Below are 18,278 nucleotides of genomic sequence, written 5' to 3'. Positions count from 1 at the left end.
CCACCACCTTTAGTAGTTGTAATCATGGCAAGAAAACATATCTATATCGCCTACACTGGCGGCACTATCGGCATGAAGAAATCCTCACACGGATATGTTCCTGTAGCTGGATTCATGGAAAAGCAATTGGCAAATATGCCAGAGTTCCATCGTGACGAAATGCCTGAGTTTACGGTTCATGAGTACGAACCATTGATTGACTCTTCAGATATGACGCCGGAAGACTGGCAAAAAATCGCTGATGATATCGCAGACAACTACGACAAATACGATGGTTTCGTTATTCTGCATGGCACCGACACAATGGCTTATACCGCTTCAGCGCTGTCGTTCATGTTAGAAAACTTGGGTAAACCAGTCATTGTGACAGGCTCACAAATCCCATTAGCAGAACTACGCTCGGATGGTCAGGCTAACTTGCTGAATGCACTGCACATCGCAGCAAACTACCCGATTAATGAAGTCACTCTGTTCTTCAACAATCACTTGATGCGCGGTAACCGCAGCACTAAGTCTCATGCTGATGGTTTCAACGCGTTTACTTCACCAAACATTCCGCCACTGCTCGAAGCGGGTATCAATATTCATGTCAGCAACGGCGTGCAAATTGGTCAGGTGCCTGAAGGCAAGTTCCGCGTACACCACATTACACCGCAACCTATCGGTGTGATCACCATGTATCCGGGCATCTCTCACGAGGTCATTCGCAACACCCTGTTGCAACCCGTGAATGCGATGATTCTACTCACGTTTGGAGTTGGTAACGCACCTCAAAATCCAGAACTACTGGCACAGCTAAAAGATGCCTCAGAACGTGGCGTTATTGTCGTAAACCTAACCCAATGTTTAGCAGGTAAAGTCAATATGGGCGGCTACGCAACGGGCTGTGCACTTGCTGATGCAGGTGTTATCAGTGGTTACGATATGACCCCTGAAGCAGCGCTAGCAAAACTTCACTACTTGTTAAGCCAAGATCTCTCTTACGAAGAAGTGAAGCAAAAAATGCAGCAAGTTCTGCGCGGCGAAATGTCTCTATAGTTTGCTATGCCTAAATTAAACGGCTAGCTGAACTTCAATGAGCACCTTTTAAAGTAAGAAAACCCCGTATTCACATACGGGGTTTTCTTTTTCCTGCCGTAACCACTACTCGTGATTAGGATTGATACGTACGATATCTTTTTGATTATCTTGAAAACGTTTTTTCAATTCGGCTTTCGACTTAAAGATCATTTCGCCACCAACACCAATGCTCATATGGTCAGCGTTGTTATTGTGTTTTGATTGGTACAACATCACAGCTTGCATACAAGAATCTCGCTGCTCTTGAGAAAGTGAAGTACCTTCAGGCCACTTACCTGTTTCAACAGCAAACAATAAACGCTCATAGGCTTCCGGTGTAATAGCAGCAACAAGTTGATTTGCGTCCATGGTGTATTCCTAATTTAACAATTTGCGCCAAAATAACTTGCTGGCATATTGAGTCAAGACAAGCTAAATAAATAAGAGTAACGGATCACAAGCTAAACATTTTTCTAACATGATGTGGCATAGCTCCTGCATTTACTCAGTTCAATCCATTACAAAAAGAATCTCTATAAATAAGGTCAACAGGCCAAACTATGAACATAATAAAAGTCATTCTCGTGTTGTCACTGCCTTTAGCTCTTTCAGGATGTTTTGAAAATAGAAAGAACACCGACAAACTTTGTGCAGACAATCCATCCCTGCAGTGTGAAAGACTAAATGTTAATGACGGGCAATGCCGCATTCCCAGAACCGACCTGATCTGGCATCGCTTTGAAGTACTTAAAGACCCAACTCCAGTAAACAAAATTGAGGAATACAACCTCACCACTGCCTATCGAAAATGCTTAGAACTCGCATCTCAAATTCAGGCGATTGACCAAGCAGATCTCAAGCAAAGACGAGTCAATGCGCTGGTGAATGCAGGAGAAGATTTAAAACGTATCGCGACCGAACTTCGTAACCAACGCACACCAGAGTCTCTGTACTTTTTATGGAGTCAAGAGGGTGACCATAAAGCACGTCGTGAGTTTTTGCAGTTGGAAGGAAAGCCTGAGCTAGAAACCGCTGAGTTACAGTACGCATTAGCCACTTTCTATACTTCGCGAGACCGTGAAAAAACCATCGTTTTGCTTAATCACGCTTTAGAGTTAAGTAAACCAGACAAGATCAACACCGAGATTTTTAAATCACTGGCGAGTAACTATCACGCCGCTGGTGATAAAGAACATGCCTATGTTTGGGCTATGGTCGGTAAAGAATACAAAGTACCTATCGCTAGCGAATCTGAACTCGCATTGCTGTATGGCTTTGATGAAGAGAAATTTGAGAAACTGGACGATATTGCAGCAACCGTAGTTAAGTCGATCAAAGAGGGACAATACCGAAAAAGCGTAGTCCCTAACTCTTTGAAATAGTGTTGCTATCAAACAAAAGTTGGTGGTTTACCACCAACTTTTTCACTTTTTGTTGAAAATTAACGACACCGAATTCACACAAAAGCGCTCACCAGTCGTCTGTGGACCATCAGGAAACACGTGACCTAAATGGCTGTCACAAGCAGCACAACGAATCTCTGTTCTTATCATTCCGTGACTCAGATCTTCTAAATAACGGATAGCCTGATCATTAACTGGCGCATCAAAACTTGGCCACCCGCAGCCAGAGTCGTATTTATTTTCAGAACTAAACAGAAGCGCATTGCAGCAGGTGCAATGGTAGTCACCCGTTAGTTTGTTATGCAGCAGCTTACCAGAGAAAGGCGCTTCCGTTCCTCTCTGGCGACAAACGTAATATTCTTCTTCCGACAACTGGTCTTTCCAGTATTCGTCAGGCTTCTCAAGATTTTGGGCTTTATCAACCACGCTTTAACTTCTCCATTTTTGTAATAATTATTTTTGACTTTTTTCGCTAAAAACTTGCGTACCTATGATTTTGTAGCACATACTTTTTCACCATAGTATTTCGGGTTATTTGAGCATCAATAACCTCGTGTCTTGATTATTTTACGTCAATTGGTAGGGATGAAAAGCAGTAGCACGTCTAAAAACTAATCAGTTGTAAGTGATTGTGAAAAAAAGCGACAGTTTTTTTTGACTTTAAACAAGTTAAGTCGGATTATCTGTTGCAGATGTTTACTGGATTTTGTAATTTTACTACCAGTTATCTTTAATCAGAAATTAAGTTGTGGAGCAACTATAATGACTATCAAAGTAGGTATTAACGGTTTTGGCCGTATTGGCCGTTTCGTATTCCGTGCAGCACAAGAACGTAATGACATCGAAGTTGTTGGTATCAACGACCTAATCGACGTAGATTACATGGCTTACATGCTTAAGTACGACTCAACTCACGGCCGTTTCAACGGTACTGTTGAAGTTGAAGGTGGTAACCTAATCGTAAACGGTAAGACTGTACGTGTTACTGCTGAGCGTAACCCAGAAGATCTAAAATGGGATGCAATCGGTGTTGACGTTGTTGCTGAAGCAACTGGTCTATTCCTTGACGACGCTACTGCACGTAAGCACATCACTGCTGGTGCGAAGAAAGTTGTTATGACTGGCCCTTCTAAAGACGCAACTCCAATGTTCGTTAACGGCGTAAACTTCGACACTTACGCAGGCCAAGACATCGTTTCTAACGCTTCTTGTACTACTAACTGTCTAGCGCCTATCGCTAAAGTTCTTAACGACAAGTTCGGTATCGAATCTGGTCTTATGACTACAGTTCACGCTACTACAGCAACTCAAAAAACTGTAGACGGTCCTTCTGCTAAAGACTGGCGCGGTGGTCGTGGTGCTTCTCAAAACATCATCCCATCTTCAACTGGTGCTGCTAAAGCAGTAGGCGTTGTACTTCCAGCAGTTAAAGGTCTTCTAACTGGTATGGCTTTCCGCGTACCAACTGCTAACGTTTCTGTTGTTGACTTGACTGTTAACCTGAAAAACCCAGCGTCTTACGAAGAAATTTGTAAAGCGATGAAAGAAGCTTCTGAAGGCGAAATGGCTGGCGTTCTAGGTTACACTGAAGACGCAGTTGTATCTCAAGACTTCATCGGCGAAAAATGCACTTCAGTATTCGATGCTAAAGCTGGTATCGCTCTAACTGACAAATTCGTTAAAGTTGTATCTTGGTACGACAACGAAATCGGTTACTCAAACAAAGTTCTAGACCTAATCGCTCACATCTCTAAGTAATGTAAGCATTAGCGAAGAATTTCGTTGAGAATCTGAAAAGGCGGCCGATGTGTCGCCTTTTTTGTTTCTACAGATTTGATTTTCCTAATAACAATCAGTCTAAGCAAAAAGCTGAACGAGGAATGATATTTATGGATCTACTTTCTCTACCTACCCTTACTTACCTCTCTGACAACGTGACCATCGTTGAAAAAGACGAGGTAAAAATCGTTCGTGTCATCCACGATAAAGCGACAGCCGCTATTGCTCTGCATGGTGCTCACGTTCTTTCTTATATTCCAGCAGGAAAAGAAGACCTGATTTGGATGAGCAGCAACACTCCTTTTGACGGCAAAGCTGCACTTCGCGGTGGTATTCCAGTTTGTTGGCCTTGGTTTGGCAAAATTGCAGAACCTGGACATGGTTTTGCGCGTATCAGCCAGTGGAAATTGGCAGAACACAGAGAAAACGAACAAGGCGTTGTGGTTGTACTAGAGCTTGAAGAGTCAGAAGAAACACTGGCAATTTGGCCATACAAGTTTAAGACCCGCTTGTTCGTCGAAGTTGGCGATGAACTGAAAGTTACTTTGGAAGTAAACAACACGGATGAAAAAGCTTGGACGTTCTCAAGCGCACTGCATACTTATCTGAATGTTGGCGACGTAGCTCAAATTACCACGACAGGTATGGGCGCTGAATACATCGATAAGCTTCAAGATTCAAAAATCTGCCAAGGTGACGAGACACTGGTACTCACTGATACGATCGATCGTGTCTACACTATGCCAGAATCCAAAATCACCGTTACAGACCCAGTGCTGAAACGAGCATTATTGGTTGAAAACAGCGGTCACAATTGCGCAGTGCTATGGAACCCATGGTCTCAAGGTTCTAAAGCAATGGCAGACATGCCGGATGACGGCTACAAAACCATGTTCTGCGTTGAGTCAACCATTCATGCACCATGCCTTTCAGCAGGTCAAACGTTGCAACCGGGTGAGCAGTACCTATTAGCAACGACCATTTCGGCAAACTAACCATCTCGTCTTAATGTGGTTCGAACCCGAAAAGAAAAAACCCGATAAACAGTGTTTATCGGGTTTTTATTTATGTGTCTAAATGAAGCGTTTAAGCGACATTACACTTTGAAGCGACGAATCTCTGATTCAAGCTCATGAGACAGTGCAGATAGTCTCGCAGCTTGCTCTGCTGCATCTTTCGCTTCCATCGAGAACTCGTTCGATACATCACGGATACCCTGAGTATTACGCGTAATTTCAGAGGTTACAGATGCCTGTTCTTCCGCCGCAGTTGCAATGTGCGTTGCCATATCACTAATCGCAGACACTACCGTTCTGATTTGCTCTAGCGATTGAGAGGCATTGATTGCATCGTTCACACTGGTTGTCGCTAAAGCACGGCTGTCATTCATGATCGATACCGCTTTACCCGTTGTGCTCTGCAGCGTATCAATCATTTGCTGAATTTCTTTTGTCGACGCGTAAGTACGTTGACTCAAAACTCGAACTTCATCGGCAACAACGGCAAATCCGCGTCCCTGATCGCCCGCTCGCGCAGCTTCAATCGCAGCATTTAGTGCTAGCAAGTTTGTCTGCTCTGCAATGCCCTGAATCGTTGATAGGATATTGCTAATTTGGTTGCTGTGTCCTTCAAGTTCAGTAATAACGCCAGTTGCCACTTCCACTTCGGTCGCTAGGTTTTCAATAGAAACTTGCGTTTGAGAAACCTGACGAGCACCCGCGTCACATGCAACAACAGCATCATTCGAGTTACCAGCCGTTTGCTCTGCGTTACCCGCAATCTCATGCGTTGCAGCTGACATTTCGTTGATTGCCGTCGCAACCATATTGATTTCATCTTGTTGCTGCTGAATACGCATATTGTTTTGGTCTGATTGCTTCGCAGCATGGGCAGACTGCTGTAAAAGCTCAGCAGACACATTGCCTAAATTTGCCACCATTTGCTGCATATTGCCCACAAAACGGTTGAAGCTTTGCGCCAGTTTACCCACTTCATCTTCAGAATGAATGGTCAGACGTTGCGTCAAGTCTGCATCACCAGAGGCAATTTCTTCCAACGCTTTACTCACGCGAGAAAGATCTCTAATCAAGAAGTTAACCAACCAAGACACAGCAAGTAATACTAAAAACGTAATCACTACTGCCGTTGAAATTAATCCCCAAAGCAATGAATCCGTTGATGCAAGTTCAGTGTCTTTATCCAACTCTACCGCAAAGATCCACTGCGTTCCCGGTACAGACTTGAAGTAGTACCACTTTTGTACGCCATTCAAAGTAACCGGAATAAAGGTTTTGTCTCTCGCCGCTTTGTTAATCGCGTCGATAGTTAACGCTTTTGACACAGCTGATACAGGTTTTAGCGTGAAGTCTTTATTTGGATGCGCCAACCAGTTGCCATCTTGAGTATCAATAAGCATGGTTCTAGCATTAACACCTGCATCAGATGAAAGCACGTCAGAGACTAACTGTTCAATCAACACATCAGCGCCGACAACACCAGAAAAGCGTCCGTTGACAGTAACAGGCTCAGCAATAGTAATAAGTAATGCTTTGGTCACGGCATCTTGATATGCCGTAGTTACGATCATTTTGCCAGCCGTCGATGCATCAATATACCAAGGACGTTTGCGAGGGTCGTAACCTTCCTGGTATCTCTCAGGATAAGAGCGGTTCATCACACCTTCGGTGGTACCGTAATACAGCTCGTCAAAACCACCCGAAACTCGGCCTTGTTGTAAGAAAGGCGTTGGATCCGTAGCATTTGCATAAGCTTTAAATGCTGAAGTGATAGATTTTCTGTCAGCAACCCAATCCGAGATGCCTTTGGCAGTCGCAGTCGTTAGAGACTCAACACGCTCTGACATTGCTTTTTGGGTCTGATCATATATACGGTCGATAGACAGCCATGTTAATGCGCCGGCCATAACTACAACTGCGGTTAGGCTAGCACCGATTAACTTTTGCTTTAGCGAAAATGACATTATTAACAGCTCTCAATATAGTTGTTTTTACAGGCGAGATACTAACCCCATTGCCATAGGCTATCCACAAAAAAGATAAAAAAACATTCAATATATAAGCCTTTGTAATACAAGGACTAATGTCAACAAATTGGCAGAAAACAAAATATTGTCGGCATGGTAGTTCAAAGGCTGAAAAAGTAAGACTTTACTTCCAAAAAGCCATGTAACACCTGCCTATTAACTTGCTTTTTATTTGGCTGAGTAACCGCTACACTTACGCTTCCATTTACTACCTTGAGAACACCATGGCTTACCAGTGTCCGCTTTGCCAGCATCCGCTCACTCTTAATCAACGCACCTACTCGTGTGCTAACAACCATCAGTTTGATTTGGCAAAAGAAGGCTACGTCAACTTGATGCCAGCTCACCATAAACGTTCGAAAGATCCAGGTGACAACAAAGAGATGATGCAAGCAAGACGTCGTTTTCTCGATGGCGGTCATTACAACCCTATGCGAGAGAAAGTCGCCGAGTTGTGCCAACGTTTCTTAAAAAACACAGACCACCAGCTGTTAGACATTGGTTGCGGTGAAGGTTACTACACAACCTATATTGCGGATTGCCTAAAACAGCAGAACCCGCTAGCAAATACCTTCGGGCTGGACATTTCCAAAGTCGCTATTCGATATGCAGCAAAACGCTACTCAAACTGTGAGTTTACGGTTGCTTCAAGCCATCGCTTACCTTTTGCCGACGAAACACTCGACGGAATTTTACGCATCTATGCTCCTTGCAAAGCTGATGAACTGAGTCGTTGTATCAAATCTGGCGGTGTTGTTATTACAGTCACCCCAGCAGCAAGGCATTTGTACGAGTTTAAACAAGGTATTTATCAAGACGTACGCTTGCATGAAGAGCAACCAGAAGTGATTGAAAACTTCACCTTAGAACACGAAGAGAAAGTGAATTACTTGATGACACTAAGCGGAGATGATGCATTTGATTTACTTCAGATGACTCCGTTTGCATGGCGCGCAAGTGAAGCTTACAAAGCTGAACTGAAAAACTCAGCAAGTGTGCAATGCGAAGCAGACTTTATGATTCGAGTGTATAGAAAAGCTTAGTTATCCTTATCGGTCGAATAATACTAGTAACCTGAAGTTACAGGCGCCTCAAAAACTACTGTAACTTCAAAGACAAACAACACTTTCTCCACTAACAGCACCTCAACATTCCTTTCCGAAATCTCAATCTGAAAAAGTATAAAAAACAGGCATGCTTATTGCTTTGTAAGAAACAGTGAAAATATGCTCAAAAAATAACACAAGTTTGACATAAGCCTGTCGATATAGTTATTGAGGATGGATTTAGGAGAGCAGCATGAACCCAGTAGGCGCAGGATCAGTATCTAATCTGAATGCCACTCAACCGGTAAAAAATCAAGCTTCAGCGAATACAGAGTCGGCTTCACCAGCACCACTGAAAGTCGAACAAAACAAAGTAACGCTTTCTGACGAAGGAAAGGCGTTACTTGCCGCATTACAAGATATTGAGCAAAACGGCAAAATGCCTGAAGGTGATAAAACCATGAGTGATAAGGTGGAAGCCTTTACCTATGGCGCTTTAGGTATGGAACATCCAGACAAAGTAAAAGAGAAAGATGATTCGTTCTTCTCCGCGGGGCAATATCTTTCCGCAGCGGCAACCGTTGGTAGCCTATTACTCTTATTAGCCTAACCCCACTCTCCCAATTCTTCTCAGGCTTTAAAAAATCCCACAATGTTTAAGCACACTGTGGGATTTTTGTTATTTGAGATTTAGTTTTGCCTATCGAAAGCAAGAAAAAGCCCATGTTCTTTGTCACACATTCACCAGCGTCTATTAGATTAATAGTAGTAATATCAGCGCATTAAAGCGTATTCTAATTTATGCATATAGAGCATACCATTTGCTAAGTACTTCTTACTCTGACCACAAATTTGCCAAGAAGATGTGATTAATAAGAACTCGCTGGCAACGTAAATGTTGCTCTGTCTGAACTGTCAAAACAAAGAGCGCATAACATGAAACATCATTATCAAGTATTTATATGTATAGTCGTCCTTTTAGTAGGAATTTTGATAGGTGTGTTTTTTCCTGCCAAATATGCTCCACAAACAGCCGTGGTTATTTCATCAATCGGTAATATCGCGACTGCGCTGACACTAATGTTCTTAGTTTACGAGAGTTTCATTAACAAATCTGAAAGACGTGAACAAAGAGAAATGATTAACCTACAAAGGTATGAGAATCACATAAACCTTTTCAAACAGCGTACTTTATCGATTGAAAACGACTCTAGATATCAAAACCTCATCAAATTCAAAAATGCCGATCTGCTATATAAAAAGATTTTTCGTGAAAACCGTTTAGATTCGGTAACAATCAGCCTAAGTAAACAAGATGTCGATGACAAACATATTTTTAACTTCGCTAATAAGTCTCTGATAAAAATAGTTAATGATATTAGAGATGTAACGTTAGCTGAAAATCCAACCATTGAAAGTTTTTCTGCCATATTTGACAACATTGAGTGGTTATACACCGATCTTTGTTTATCAATGAGAACAAACTCAACGATAGGAAACATTAACGGCCAATTTGACAAGCAAAGCAGCATCAATGTTTATAACTTAGAGTTAACTTTGGTGGTTATAGAAGCATCTCTAAATCAATTGAAGGATTTTGCTAGCTTTGGTGATAAGACTGATTATACCTATGACACAGGTATAGATTTTACATGCTTTGTGAAAAAACTTATGAGTAAGTTGAGTGAAGCTATACAACTTAACCGACTAATAAAAACAGCGGGGGTCGCCCCCCTACCAAAGAACGTTATTGGAATTCTCAGGCAGACATTAAAACATCATATAAACATAGAGTTAGGCCACGAAGATATATGGCTTGAGATTGAACTTTTAATAAACCTACTAGACGAAAAAATCACTAAAAATGAGAAAATTAATCTAGATAGCATGCGCAGAGCGATCCTCTACAACAACGAATCAAATGGCCAGCTTACCGATTTTAACGAAATAATTAAGTTACTAGAGGTAACATCTCACACTGCAATCGCTAACTCTACTAAGCAAGACGATTCAATACAGTTCATAGCTCAACTGCTAACTAACATTACAGAATACAGGCAGCGAAATGAAAGAGGACAACAAGCCATATAACGTCCACATTGTGTCCACAAATTTTAAAGACATGGGTAATTATTGGTACTTATTGAGTAGAGAGCCATATCTAACCTACTGATATAGCTTGATACTACTAACTTCGGTTAGGATGGTTCAAGATGTGATCCTCCCAATCCACAACGTCGATTTCATATACGACTTTATTGCGGACACTTTCACCTGCGGCATGCATTGCGGCTTTCGAGCCAGTGATAAGTGGGTGCCATTGCGGTAGAGGTTCATTTTGAGACAGTAAGCGGTATGCGCAGGTATCTGGGAGCCAGTGGAACTCATCGATTTTGTCGCGAGTGAGTTTCAAGCACTCTTCGCCTGATTCAAAACGGTTTGGGTAGTCTTTACAAGCGCAGGTATTGCTATTTAGCCAGCTACAAGCAACGTTGGTGTAATACACCTCATCGCTGTCTTCATCCATCAGCTTATGCAAACAACACTTACCGCAGCCATCGCACAGTGACTCCCACTCTGCTTCTGTCATTTGTTCTAGTGTTTTGCTTTCCCAAAATGGAGTTGTCATTGCTGAATTCTTTCTGTCTGTAACCGGGGGACGTGTTATACCGCCCCACCACATAAAATTCAAGGGCAAATATGCTGAAAAAAACGTCGTAAAATGTCTACCGCTACTGGTTTTTCTGTTAACATCTGCGCCCTTCTTTTTGCTTTTACTTGCGGTAGGTCATGATGAATTGTCGACTTGGATGTGGTGCATGTTGTATCGCACCTAGCATATCTTCTCCAATTCCGGGTATGCCGAATGGAAAACCTGCCGGTGTACGATGCATTCAATTGAATGACGATAACTTGTGTAAGTTGTTTGGCAAACCAGAGAGACCGAATGTCTGCCATGATTTCAAACCCTGCCCTGTCGTCTGCGGCTCAACTAATCAAGAAGCTCTGAAAAATCTTACTGAACTCGAACAGTTGACCTAGTTTCGGCTATTTTTAGATCTAAGTACCACTTTTGAAACAGATTAATTTTCCTTAACTCTAAGTGAGTTGCGTTTTTCTACTACGCTTCAGATGTGTCTTTGTTACATATAGGAATGTGACTATGAAGAAATATCTCGCAGAGCTAGTAGGTACATTTTGGTTGGTTCTCGGTGGTTGTGGCAGCGCAGTTTTAGCTGCTGGCTTTCCCGATGTCGGCATTGGCTTACTAGGCGTATCACTCGCTTTTGGTTTAACGGTTCTCACCATGGCATATGCCATCGGTCATATCTCAGGCTGTCACCTAAATCCTGCTGTTACTTTTGGTTTATGGGCTGGCGGTCGATTTGAAAGTAAAGACATTCTCCCTTATGTTCTCGCCCAAGTCATTGGTGGCGTTATCGCTGGCGGCGTGCTGTATGTTATCGCTACAGGTCAAGCTGACTTCGATATAGGCGCGTCTGGATTTGCCAGCAATGGTTATGGGGTACACTCTCCCGGTGGTTACTCTTTCATGGCTGCTCTGGTGAGCGAGTTGGTTATGACAGGCGTCTTTTTGTTCGTCATCATGGGTGCCACAGACGCTAGAGCCCCGAAAGGTTTTGCACCTATTGCTATCGGCTTGTGTCTGACCCTTATTCACTTAATCAGTATTCCGGTAACGAATACTTCCGTGAACCCAGCTCGAAGCACTGGTGTGGCTGTATTTGTCGGTGACTGGGCGATGTCGCAGTTGTGGCTGTTCTGGGTAGCGCCTATTGTGGGCGGAATGATCGGAGCGATTGTCTATAAAATTGTGGATGGCGAAATAAAAGAAATCGATTGAAGATAAACAAAAGCCGCTGTGACAAGCAGCGGCTCTGGATGTTAAAGCGAATTTTAGGAAAGCCTTTGGCGACCTAATAAAGAGTGGGACAACGTAGTGCCATCAACCAACTCTAATTCACCACCAACAGGTACACCGTGGGCAATACGACTTGCCGAGACTTGATGTTCACGGCATAGCTCAGCAATATAGTGCGCTGTCGCTTCGCCTTCTACCGTCGGGTTGGTTGCTAAAATAACTTCGCTGATCCCGCCTTTTTGAAGACGGAAATCCAGAACATCTAATCCAATATCACTTGGGCCTATGCCATCAAGTGGGGACAAGTGTCCCATCAAAACAAAGTAACGTCCCGAAAATTGGCCTGTTGCTTCTAAAGCAGCAATGTCTGCTGGGCTTTCAACCACACAAAGTTGGCCGTTTTCCTGACGTTTAGGGTTGTTACAGATATGACAAGTTTCTTCTTCAGTGAATGTTCGGCATTGGCTGCAATGGCCAATATCCACCATTGCCTGACCAAGAGCTTCAGCGAGAAGTAACCCACCTTTTCTGTCGCGCTGTAACAAATGAAAGGCCATACGTTGGGCAGACTTGGGACCAACCCCAGGCAGACAACGTAAGGCCTCCATCAAATGCTCCAGCATATGACTGGTACGCATCAATCACCTACTTTTTAGAAAGGCATCTTCATGCCTGGTGGTAGTTGCATACCGCCAGTAACTGCAGCCATTTTCTCTTTTGATGCTTCTTCGATACGACGAGCAGCATCGTTAAACGCAGCTGCGATCAAATCTTCCAGCATTTCTTTGTCGTCTTCCATCAAGCTTTCATCGATGTCAACACGGCGAACACTGTGGCTACCAGTGATTGTAACCTTTACCAAACCTGCACCAGATTCACCGGTGATTTCCATGTTTGCGATTTCTTCTTGCATCTTTTGCATGCGATCTTGCATTTGTTGGGCTTGCTTCATTAAGTTGCCCATTCCGCCTTTACCAAACATCTTTATCTCTCTGGTTTTATCTTTGATTGTTTCACATACAGTGGGGATAAAAGATTAAAATCTCAACCCCACCGTTTCGGTTAAATTGGTCTAACGCTGTCTTTATCGAGTTCGGCGCTAAAGCGACGCTCAATAAATTGTACATTAGGATCTGTCGATAGTTGGCTCATGGCATGAGAAAGTTTCTCTTGGTACAGCCTTTCGCGCAGTTCGAGCGGTGTTTCACCTTCTTCGCCTAAAGAGACCGAAAGTACACACTCTTCACCTAATTTTGCGTTGAGCGCTTGTAGCAGCTCGCTTTGAGCTTTATCCGTATTCAGGTGAGCATGGCTGGAGCGCAATAGCAGCTCGATAACATTACCCTGTTTCTTATACACAGAGTTGAGTGCCAATTGCTCAACAAGTTTCGCGGTTTCTAAACTTTGAATCAAACTCGCCCATTCACTTTGAGAGCAAGCTTCTTCGATAAGCTTAGCGGTCATCTCTGGTGTTTTTTCATGCTCCAGAGACTTTTTAATCTGAGTCGGTGTCAGTTCTTTTTTTACTTCAACTTCAGCGACAGGCTGAGTTGGACGCCATTGATATGCTTCTTGCTCTTCAGGTTCGTTACTCTCATACGCTGGCGACATCGGCGAAGCGTTCTGAGCACGTTGTGCCACTCGCTCTAACACCGAAACAGGTTTTGCAGATGCCGCTTCAGACTTTTTTGAGCCGTGACCTGTGTTTCCTTGACCAGCATTTCCTTGCTGATTCAAACCTTCACGCTGTGAACGCAACTGATGTCTTAACCCAGTTAAAGGCGACGACGGTTTGCGTTCCTGTTGAGGCGGTTCTGCAACGGTTGGCTGTTCTGCAGGAACATAAGGCTCCGGCTGAGAAACAGGATTCATCGGCGCCTGTTGGGCATCACGCGGAGCGTTGTATTGCTCGGCATGATTCTGTACAGGTTGACTCTGAACTGGCGCTGATTGTGGCACAGTTTGAGCCGGAACCGCAGAATGTTGCGGAGCACTTGGTGCTACAGGAGCCGAAGGTGCAACATGAGGTCTCGGAGCTACAGGTGCTTGAGTGGCTGGCTGAGCTACTGTTGCAGGTTCACTTTGCGTCGATATTGCTGAGGTCAACGACACTTGAGATGGCCTGAATGCCATCATTCTCAAAGCGATCATTTCCATACCGATACGCCCTGTCGGCGAAGCAGCAAGGTCAGTTCTGCCTTTCAACGCAATTTGATAGTAAAGCTGCACATCCTGAGGCGTCAGAGACTTCGCTAGCCATTCAATTCTCTCAGCATCTGGAGCCGATTTATCTAGGCTTGCTGGTAGTGCCTGAAACATGGCAACACGGTGCAATTGGCTCGCCAACTGCTGAAGCAGTCCATCCCATTCAACACCATTCTGCGCAAATGTCTCAATAGACTCCATTACCATTTGAGGTTGTTTGGAGCTTATTGATTGCAACAGGTGCAGCGCTTGGTCAGTATCAAGTGTACCTAACATGTGCGACACAATATCGTTGCTCACATGATTGTTACCTAGCGCAATCGCCTGATCGGTTAAGCTCAACGCGTCACGCATACTGCCATCAGCGGCATGAGCAATAAGACCTAACGCCTTGTGCTCAAATGCAACACTTTCTTCAGTAAGAACATGCTCAAGTTGTTGCTGGATATTTTCGATACTGATCGGTTTTAGATGAAACTGAAGACAACGAGATAAAATCGTCATCGGCAGCTTCTGAGGATCGGTGGTCGCAAGCAGGAATTTCACATACTCAGGCGGTTCTTCCAACGTTTTCAATAATGCATTGAAGCTGTGGCGCGACAGCATGTGAACTTCGTCTATCAGGTAAACCTTAAAGCGACCACGCGCTGGCTTATACTGGACGTTATCGAGAAGCTCACGAGTATCTTCAACTTTGGTGCGCGACGCCGCATCGATTTCTAGTAAATCAACAAAACGTCCTTGGTCAATTTCTTTACAGGTTGCACACTCGCCACAAGGCGTTGATGTTATACCTGTTTCGCAATTGAGCCCTTTTGCAAAAAGTCGTCCAATCGTCGTTTTACCTACACCACGAGTACCACTGAACAGGTACGCATGGTGAAGTTGATTGTGAGCCAAAGCATTTTCTAAAGCTGTTAATACATGGGCCTGCCCTACCACTTCTTTAAACTTGGTAGGACGCCATTTACGCGCTAAGGCAAGATAACTCATGAAACCTTCCGTTGTAGATGTTTATACCTAATTAGTCTATTCAGCCACTGGACTGTTAGAAACCAAACTGTCCGACAACTGAAAAGGTATTAGTGGCCTTCAAATTCACAAATGCTGTAAACGTTTAAGCCTAAACCTTCTAAACGCTTGTCACCACCAATTTCTGGTAGGTTGATAACAAATGCTGCGTGTTCTACTTCACCGCCAAGTTGGCGAATCAGAAGAGTTGTCGCTTCAATAGTGCCGCCTGTCGCTAGCAGGTCATCAACAACAAGTACTTTGTCGCCAGATTTAATAGCATCGACATGAATTTCCAGTACATCTGTACCGTATTCCAATTCATAAGATTGAGCGATGGTTTGACGAGGAAGTTTACCCGGCTTACGCACTGGTACAAAACCTACGCCTAGTTCTAGAGCCAGTGGTGCACCGAAAAGGAAACCACGCGCTTCTGTACCTACAACCTTGGTAAATCCCATATCCTTGTACTTATCAACCAATAACTGAATAGTTGCTTGATATGCTTGAGCATCTTCCAACAGACTCGTTACGTCACGGAACAAGATTCCTGGCTTTGGATAGTCTTGAATTGATTTGATGCTTGATTTGATCAGTGAAAGAGTTTCGGTTGTCATAACTAAATTAACTTCGGTTCATTCAGTACAAGAATCTATGTACTGGTATTAAAATTCCGGCACACCCTAAATTAATATTTCATAGCGCCGAAAAAACAAACGCCCACTACGAAGAGTGGGCACACTTCCCGCTAATGCTAGTGATTTTCTTGCTGGTTAGCAACCAGCTCGTAGGTAGGTATGCGCTGAAACCCAGTGATCAATACCACAAGCCCAAAAAACAGTAGAAGTTTTAACCAAATATGAGGCACAAACCAGATAGAGAATGAAAAACTGGCGATGATAAATATGGTTCCACGAATCTTCACTTTTCTGGAAACCGCTCGATTCTGATGCCAATTTTCTAAAATAGGGCCGAATAAGGCGTGTTGATGCAACCAACTGTGAAAGCGAGGGCTACCTCTGACGAAGCAAGCACTGGCTAACAAGATAAATGGGGTGGTTGGTAGCAAAGGAAGGATGATGCCCAGAATGCCTAGGCATACACTCACAGCACCAACAATATTATAGGTGTAGCGACGAATACTGATGGTGAAACCTCTGAATTATTAGAAACCCTCGTAGCCACTAAATACGCGAATCCAAGTTAATGTAGCTGGAAGCGTTGGGATCAATAGGGCTGCAATGAAACCTAAAAAATATAAAACGTTATATGGTTCTTTAAAATCTTTGTCTGCCATGGGTACGTCTCTGAGCTTATGTGTTGAGTCTTGTTATTGCATTTCGTTAATGACAAGTAAACGAATTGATGCATCATTGTTTTCGGCGCAGACTATACCTCAAACAATTCAACTTAAACACAGAGTAATTGTGTGGTTATTGGCAGGTAGATACAAGGCTCACACTCTGCGTAAGTGTAAGCAACTATAACTGGTTGTAGCGACCGAAGCCTTATGCTTCGGCACCACGATGAATATCAAGAGAAAAACTACTTACCCCAATCTTACCCAAAGAAAGCTGGCATCCTCCGTGAATCAGAAGATCTTTGGTAATAAAATTTTTCATGCAGTTTTCACCAAGATTCACACCAGCAGAAATATGTTGCGTCATATAACCATTTGACCATTGGCTGTCTAACCCTGCAGGCAAAATGGACAGCGTTCCGTCCGTTAGGTCAGCCAGACCAAACAGCGCCGACACGGGTTTCGCACAAGGCGAACACTCTAGCCCTTTTTCTAAGATGTCAGCCAAGTCTTTGAGATCCGCGCTGAAACTGCGTAAGTTACGTAAGTAATCATGAAACAACGCTCTTACCAATAATGTACTGGCAACGTTCTCTTCGTCATTCGTTGCCGAGTCAACCAAATAGAAAGCAAACTGACCATTCATCAGCCATGCATAATCAAAGACTAACGGCATTGTATCCGTAGACTGAAGAAGGCGATAACTGCACTTCCACACCCCTTGTGAAGTGTCGTTTTCAGGCAACAGAGCGTGCAACAAATCACGGGCTGCATTGGGGTTTGAACGTAGAAAATCCAAATGCCAATGCAACTCTTGCTCTTCGGGCACATCGCCACCGCCGTCAACACGGAACCATTGGCTAGAAAAATCACGTTGGTCAACAATGTGGTTGTTGGAATCTTCTAAAGTGCTTTCTATTGCACAACCTAAGTGAGCGTGGTTACCAATCGGCTTCGCCAGAAAATCTTTAATCCCATAACGTAAGGCTTTTGCCACATCAGACATCTCATCAGTCGCTGAAACAACAATCAATGGTAGCGACGGGTACTCTAAACTGACTTCTTCCACAAACTCTATGCCGTCTAACACTGGCATAGATAAATCACACAAAACCAAATCAGGTTCGACAGTTCTTAGCTTTCTAAGGCCATCCAGACCATTTTCAGCTTCCATCACGTCATAACCCTGCGCCGACAAGTAGCCACTTGTGATACGTCGGAAAATGGGGTCATCATCAACCAACATAATTAACTTCTTGTGTACAGACTCCGCCATCGGTTGCGGATCCATACGTGGATGAGTTTTGTACATAGCCTAACTCCACTATGCGTTTGTTATATGCAATGACGTTGACTTCAAAGCAGGTGAATTCGTTATTTAAAAAGTAGTCAGTAAAAAGGATTTATACAAATATTCCGCTTTCAGCTCTTGTTGCATACTATATGTACGCAATGTCTCAAAATCGTCAAACAAGTTGACATGACTCAACCTTTGCTTTCAGATATCCGTATAACTTAAGCAAATTCGTAAAATAATGTGTCAGGAAAA

19 protein-coding genes are annotated in these 18,278 nt (G+C 43.5%); 9 read left to right on the top strand and 10 right to left on the bottom strand.

The window, feature by feature from the left end; genetic code table 11:
* Positions 1 to 24: 24 nt before the first annotated feature.
* Positions 25 to 1,038, top strand: a complete 1,014-nt coding sequence (ansA, locus tag HKI82_RS15165) for an asparaginase (protein WP_102940083.1) — start codon at positions 25 to 27, stop codon at positions 1,036 to 1,038.
* A gap of 105 nt (positions 1,039 to 1,143) precedes the next feature.
* Here the strand turns inward: ansA and HKI82_RS15160 are convergent, their stop codons facing one another.
* A complete protein-coding gene (locus HKI82_RS15160; RefSeq protein ID WP_171138441.1) occupies positions 1,144 to 1,428 on the bottom strand; it encodes a YeaC family protein in 285 nt (94 codons plus the stop codon).
* A 191-nt stretch (positions 1,429 to 1,619) separates the two neighbouring features.
* Between HKI82_RS15160 and HKI82_RS15155 the strand changes: the two genes are divergently transcribed.
* Positions 1,620 to 2,441 (top strand): DUF2989 domain-containing protein, encoded by an 822-nt coding sequence (locus HKI82_RS15155; protein WP_102940085.1) that lies wholly within the window; start codon positions 1,620 to 1,622, stop codon positions 2,439 to 2,441.
* Between the two features lie 42 nt (positions 2,442 to 2,483).
* Here HKI82_RS15155 and msrB read toward each other — a convergent pair whose 3' ends face one another.
* Positions 2,484 to 2,888 carry a peptide-methionine (R)-S-oxide reductase MsrB gene (gene msrB / locus HKI82_RS15150; RefSeq protein WP_102940086.1) on the bottom strand — a complete coding sequence of 135 codons (405 nt, stop codon included), beginning with the start codon at positions 2,886 to 2,888 and terminating at the stop codon, positions 2,484 to 2,486.
* A gap of 336 nt (positions 2,889 to 3,224) precedes the next feature.
* Between msrB and gap the strand changes: the two genes are divergently transcribed.
* Together gap and HKI82_RS15140 are read left to right on the top strand one after the other, a co-directional pair.
* A complete protein-coding gene (gap, locus tag HKI82_RS15145) occupies positions 3,225 to 4,220 on the top strand; it encodes a type I glyceraldehyde-3-phosphate dehydrogenase (protein WP_102940087.1) in 996 nt (331 codons plus the stop codon).
* A gap of 131 nt (positions 4,221 to 4,351) precedes the next feature.
* Complete coding sequence (locus tag HKI82_RS15140; protein ID WP_102940088.1) at positions 4,352 to 5,236, top strand: D-hexose-6-phosphate mutarotase; 885 nt, start codon at positions 4,352 to 4,354, stop codon at positions 5,234 to 5,236.
* Positions 5,237 to 5,337: 101 nt separating this feature from the next.
* On the opposite strand, the gene HKI82_RS15135 is transcribed toward HKI82_RS15140, so the two are convergent.
* A complete protein-coding gene (locus HKI82_RS15135; RefSeq protein WP_102940089.1) occupies positions 5,338 to 7,221 on the bottom strand; it encodes a methyl-accepting chemotaxis protein in 1,884 nt (627 codons plus the stop codon).
* 287 nt (positions 7,222 to 7,508) lie between these two features.
* Here HKI82_RS15135 and rlmA point away from each other — a divergent pair, with 287 nt between their 5' ends.
* From rlmA to HKI82_RS15120, 3 genes are all read left to right on the top strand, one after another.
* A complete protein-coding gene (rlmA, locus tag HKI82_RS15130) occupies positions 7,509 to 8,327 on the top strand; it encodes a 23S rRNA (guanine(745)-N(1))-methyltransferase (protein ID WP_171138440.1) in 819 nt (272 codons plus the stop codon).
* 256 nt (positions 8,328 to 8,583) lie between these two features.
* Positions 8,584 to 8,940 carry a hypothetical protein gene (locus HKI82_RS15125; protein WP_102940091.1) on the top strand — a complete coding sequence of 119 codons (357 nt, stop codon included), beginning with the start codon at positions 8,584 to 8,586 and terminating at the stop codon, positions 8,938 to 8,940.
* A 326-nt stretch (positions 8,941 to 9,266) separates the two neighbouring features.
* Complete coding sequence (locus HKI82_RS15120; protein ID WP_171138439.1) at positions 9,267 to 10,421, top strand: hypothetical protein; 1,155 nt, start codon at positions 9,267 to 9,269, stop codon at positions 10,419 to 10,421.
* Positions 10,422 to 10,518: 97 nt separating this feature from the next.
* Here HKI82_RS15120 and HKI82_RS15115 read toward each other — a convergent pair whose 3' ends face one another.
* Entirely contained in the window at positions 10,519 to 10,959 is a 441-nt protein-coding gene (locus HKI82_RS15115) for a YcgN family cysteine cluster protein (protein WP_171138438.1), read from the bottom strand.
* A gap of 164 nt (positions 10,960 to 11,123) precedes the next feature.
* Between HKI82_RS15115 and HKI82_RS15110 the strand changes: the two genes are divergently transcribed.
* Together HKI82_RS15110 and aqpZ are read left to right on the top strand one after the other, a co-directional pair.
* Positions 11,124 to 11,372: a YkgJ family cysteine cluster protein gene (locus HKI82_RS15110; RefSeq protein ID WP_171138455.1), complete on the top strand. Its 249-nt coding sequence runs from the start codon at positions 11,124 to 11,126 to the stop codon at positions 11,370 to 11,372.
* Positions 11,373 to 11,493: 121 nt separating this feature from the next.
* Entirely contained in the window at positions 11,494 to 12,195 is a 702-nt protein-coding gene (aqpZ, locus tag HKI82_RS15105; RefSeq protein WP_171138437.1) for an aquaporin Z, read from the top strand.
* A 53-nt stretch (positions 12,196 to 12,248) separates the two neighbouring features.
* Here aqpZ and recR read toward each other — a convergent pair whose 3' ends face one another.
* The 6 genes from recR to HKI82_RS15075 all read right to left on the bottom strand — a co-directional run bounded on the left by recR (position 12,249) and on the right by HKI82_RS15075 (position 18,041).
* Positions 12,249 to 12,851: a recombination mediator RecR gene (gene recR, locus HKI82_RS15100; protein WP_042486136.1), complete on the bottom strand. Its 603-nt coding sequence runs from the start codon at positions 12,849 to 12,851 to the stop codon at positions 12,249 to 12,251.
* A 14-nt stretch (positions 12,852 to 12,865) separates the two neighbouring features.
* Positions 12,866 to 13,195 (bottom strand): YbaB/EbfC family nucleoid-associated protein, encoded by a 330-nt coding sequence (locus HKI82_RS15095; RefSeq protein WP_042486139.1) that lies wholly within the window; start codon positions 13,193 to 13,195, stop codon positions 12,866 to 12,868.
* 80 nt (positions 13,196 to 13,275) lie between these two features.
* On the bottom strand, positions 13,276 to 15,411 hold the full coding sequence (gene dnaX, locus HKI82_RS15090) for a DNA polymerase III subunit gamma/tau (RefSeq protein ID WP_171138436.1): 2,136 nt from the start codon (positions 15,409 to 15,411) through the stop codon (positions 13,276 to 13,278).
* A gap of 89 nt (positions 15,412 to 15,500) precedes the next feature.
* Positions 15,501 to 16,046, bottom strand: coding sequence for an adenine phosphoribosyltransferase (apt, locus tag HKI82_RS15085; protein ID WP_042486144.1), 546 nt, complete (start codon positions 16,044 to 16,046; stop codon positions 15,501 to 15,503).
* A gap of 137 nt (positions 16,047 to 16,183) precedes the next feature.
* Positions 16,184 to 16,576, bottom strand: a complete 393-nt coding sequence (locus tag HKI82_RS15080) for a YbaN family protein (RefSeq protein WP_258004216.1) — start codon at positions 16,574 to 16,576, stop codon at positions 16,184 to 16,186.
* A gap of 361 nt (positions 16,577 to 16,937) precedes the next feature.
* Positions 16,938 to 18,041, bottom strand: a complete 1,104-nt coding sequence (locus tag HKI82_RS15075) for a response regulator (protein ID WP_102940143.1) — start codon at positions 18,039 to 18,041, stop codon at positions 16,938 to 16,940.
* Positions 18,042 to 18,278: the final 237 nt, after the last annotated feature.

It is taken from the genome of Vibrio plantisponsor (assembly GCF_013041605.1).
GTDB lineage: Bacteria > Pseudomonadota > Gammaproteobacteria > Enterobacterales > Vibrionaceae > Vibrio > Vibrio plantisponsor.
This window is presented reverse-complemented; position numbering and strand designations above follow the sequence as displayed.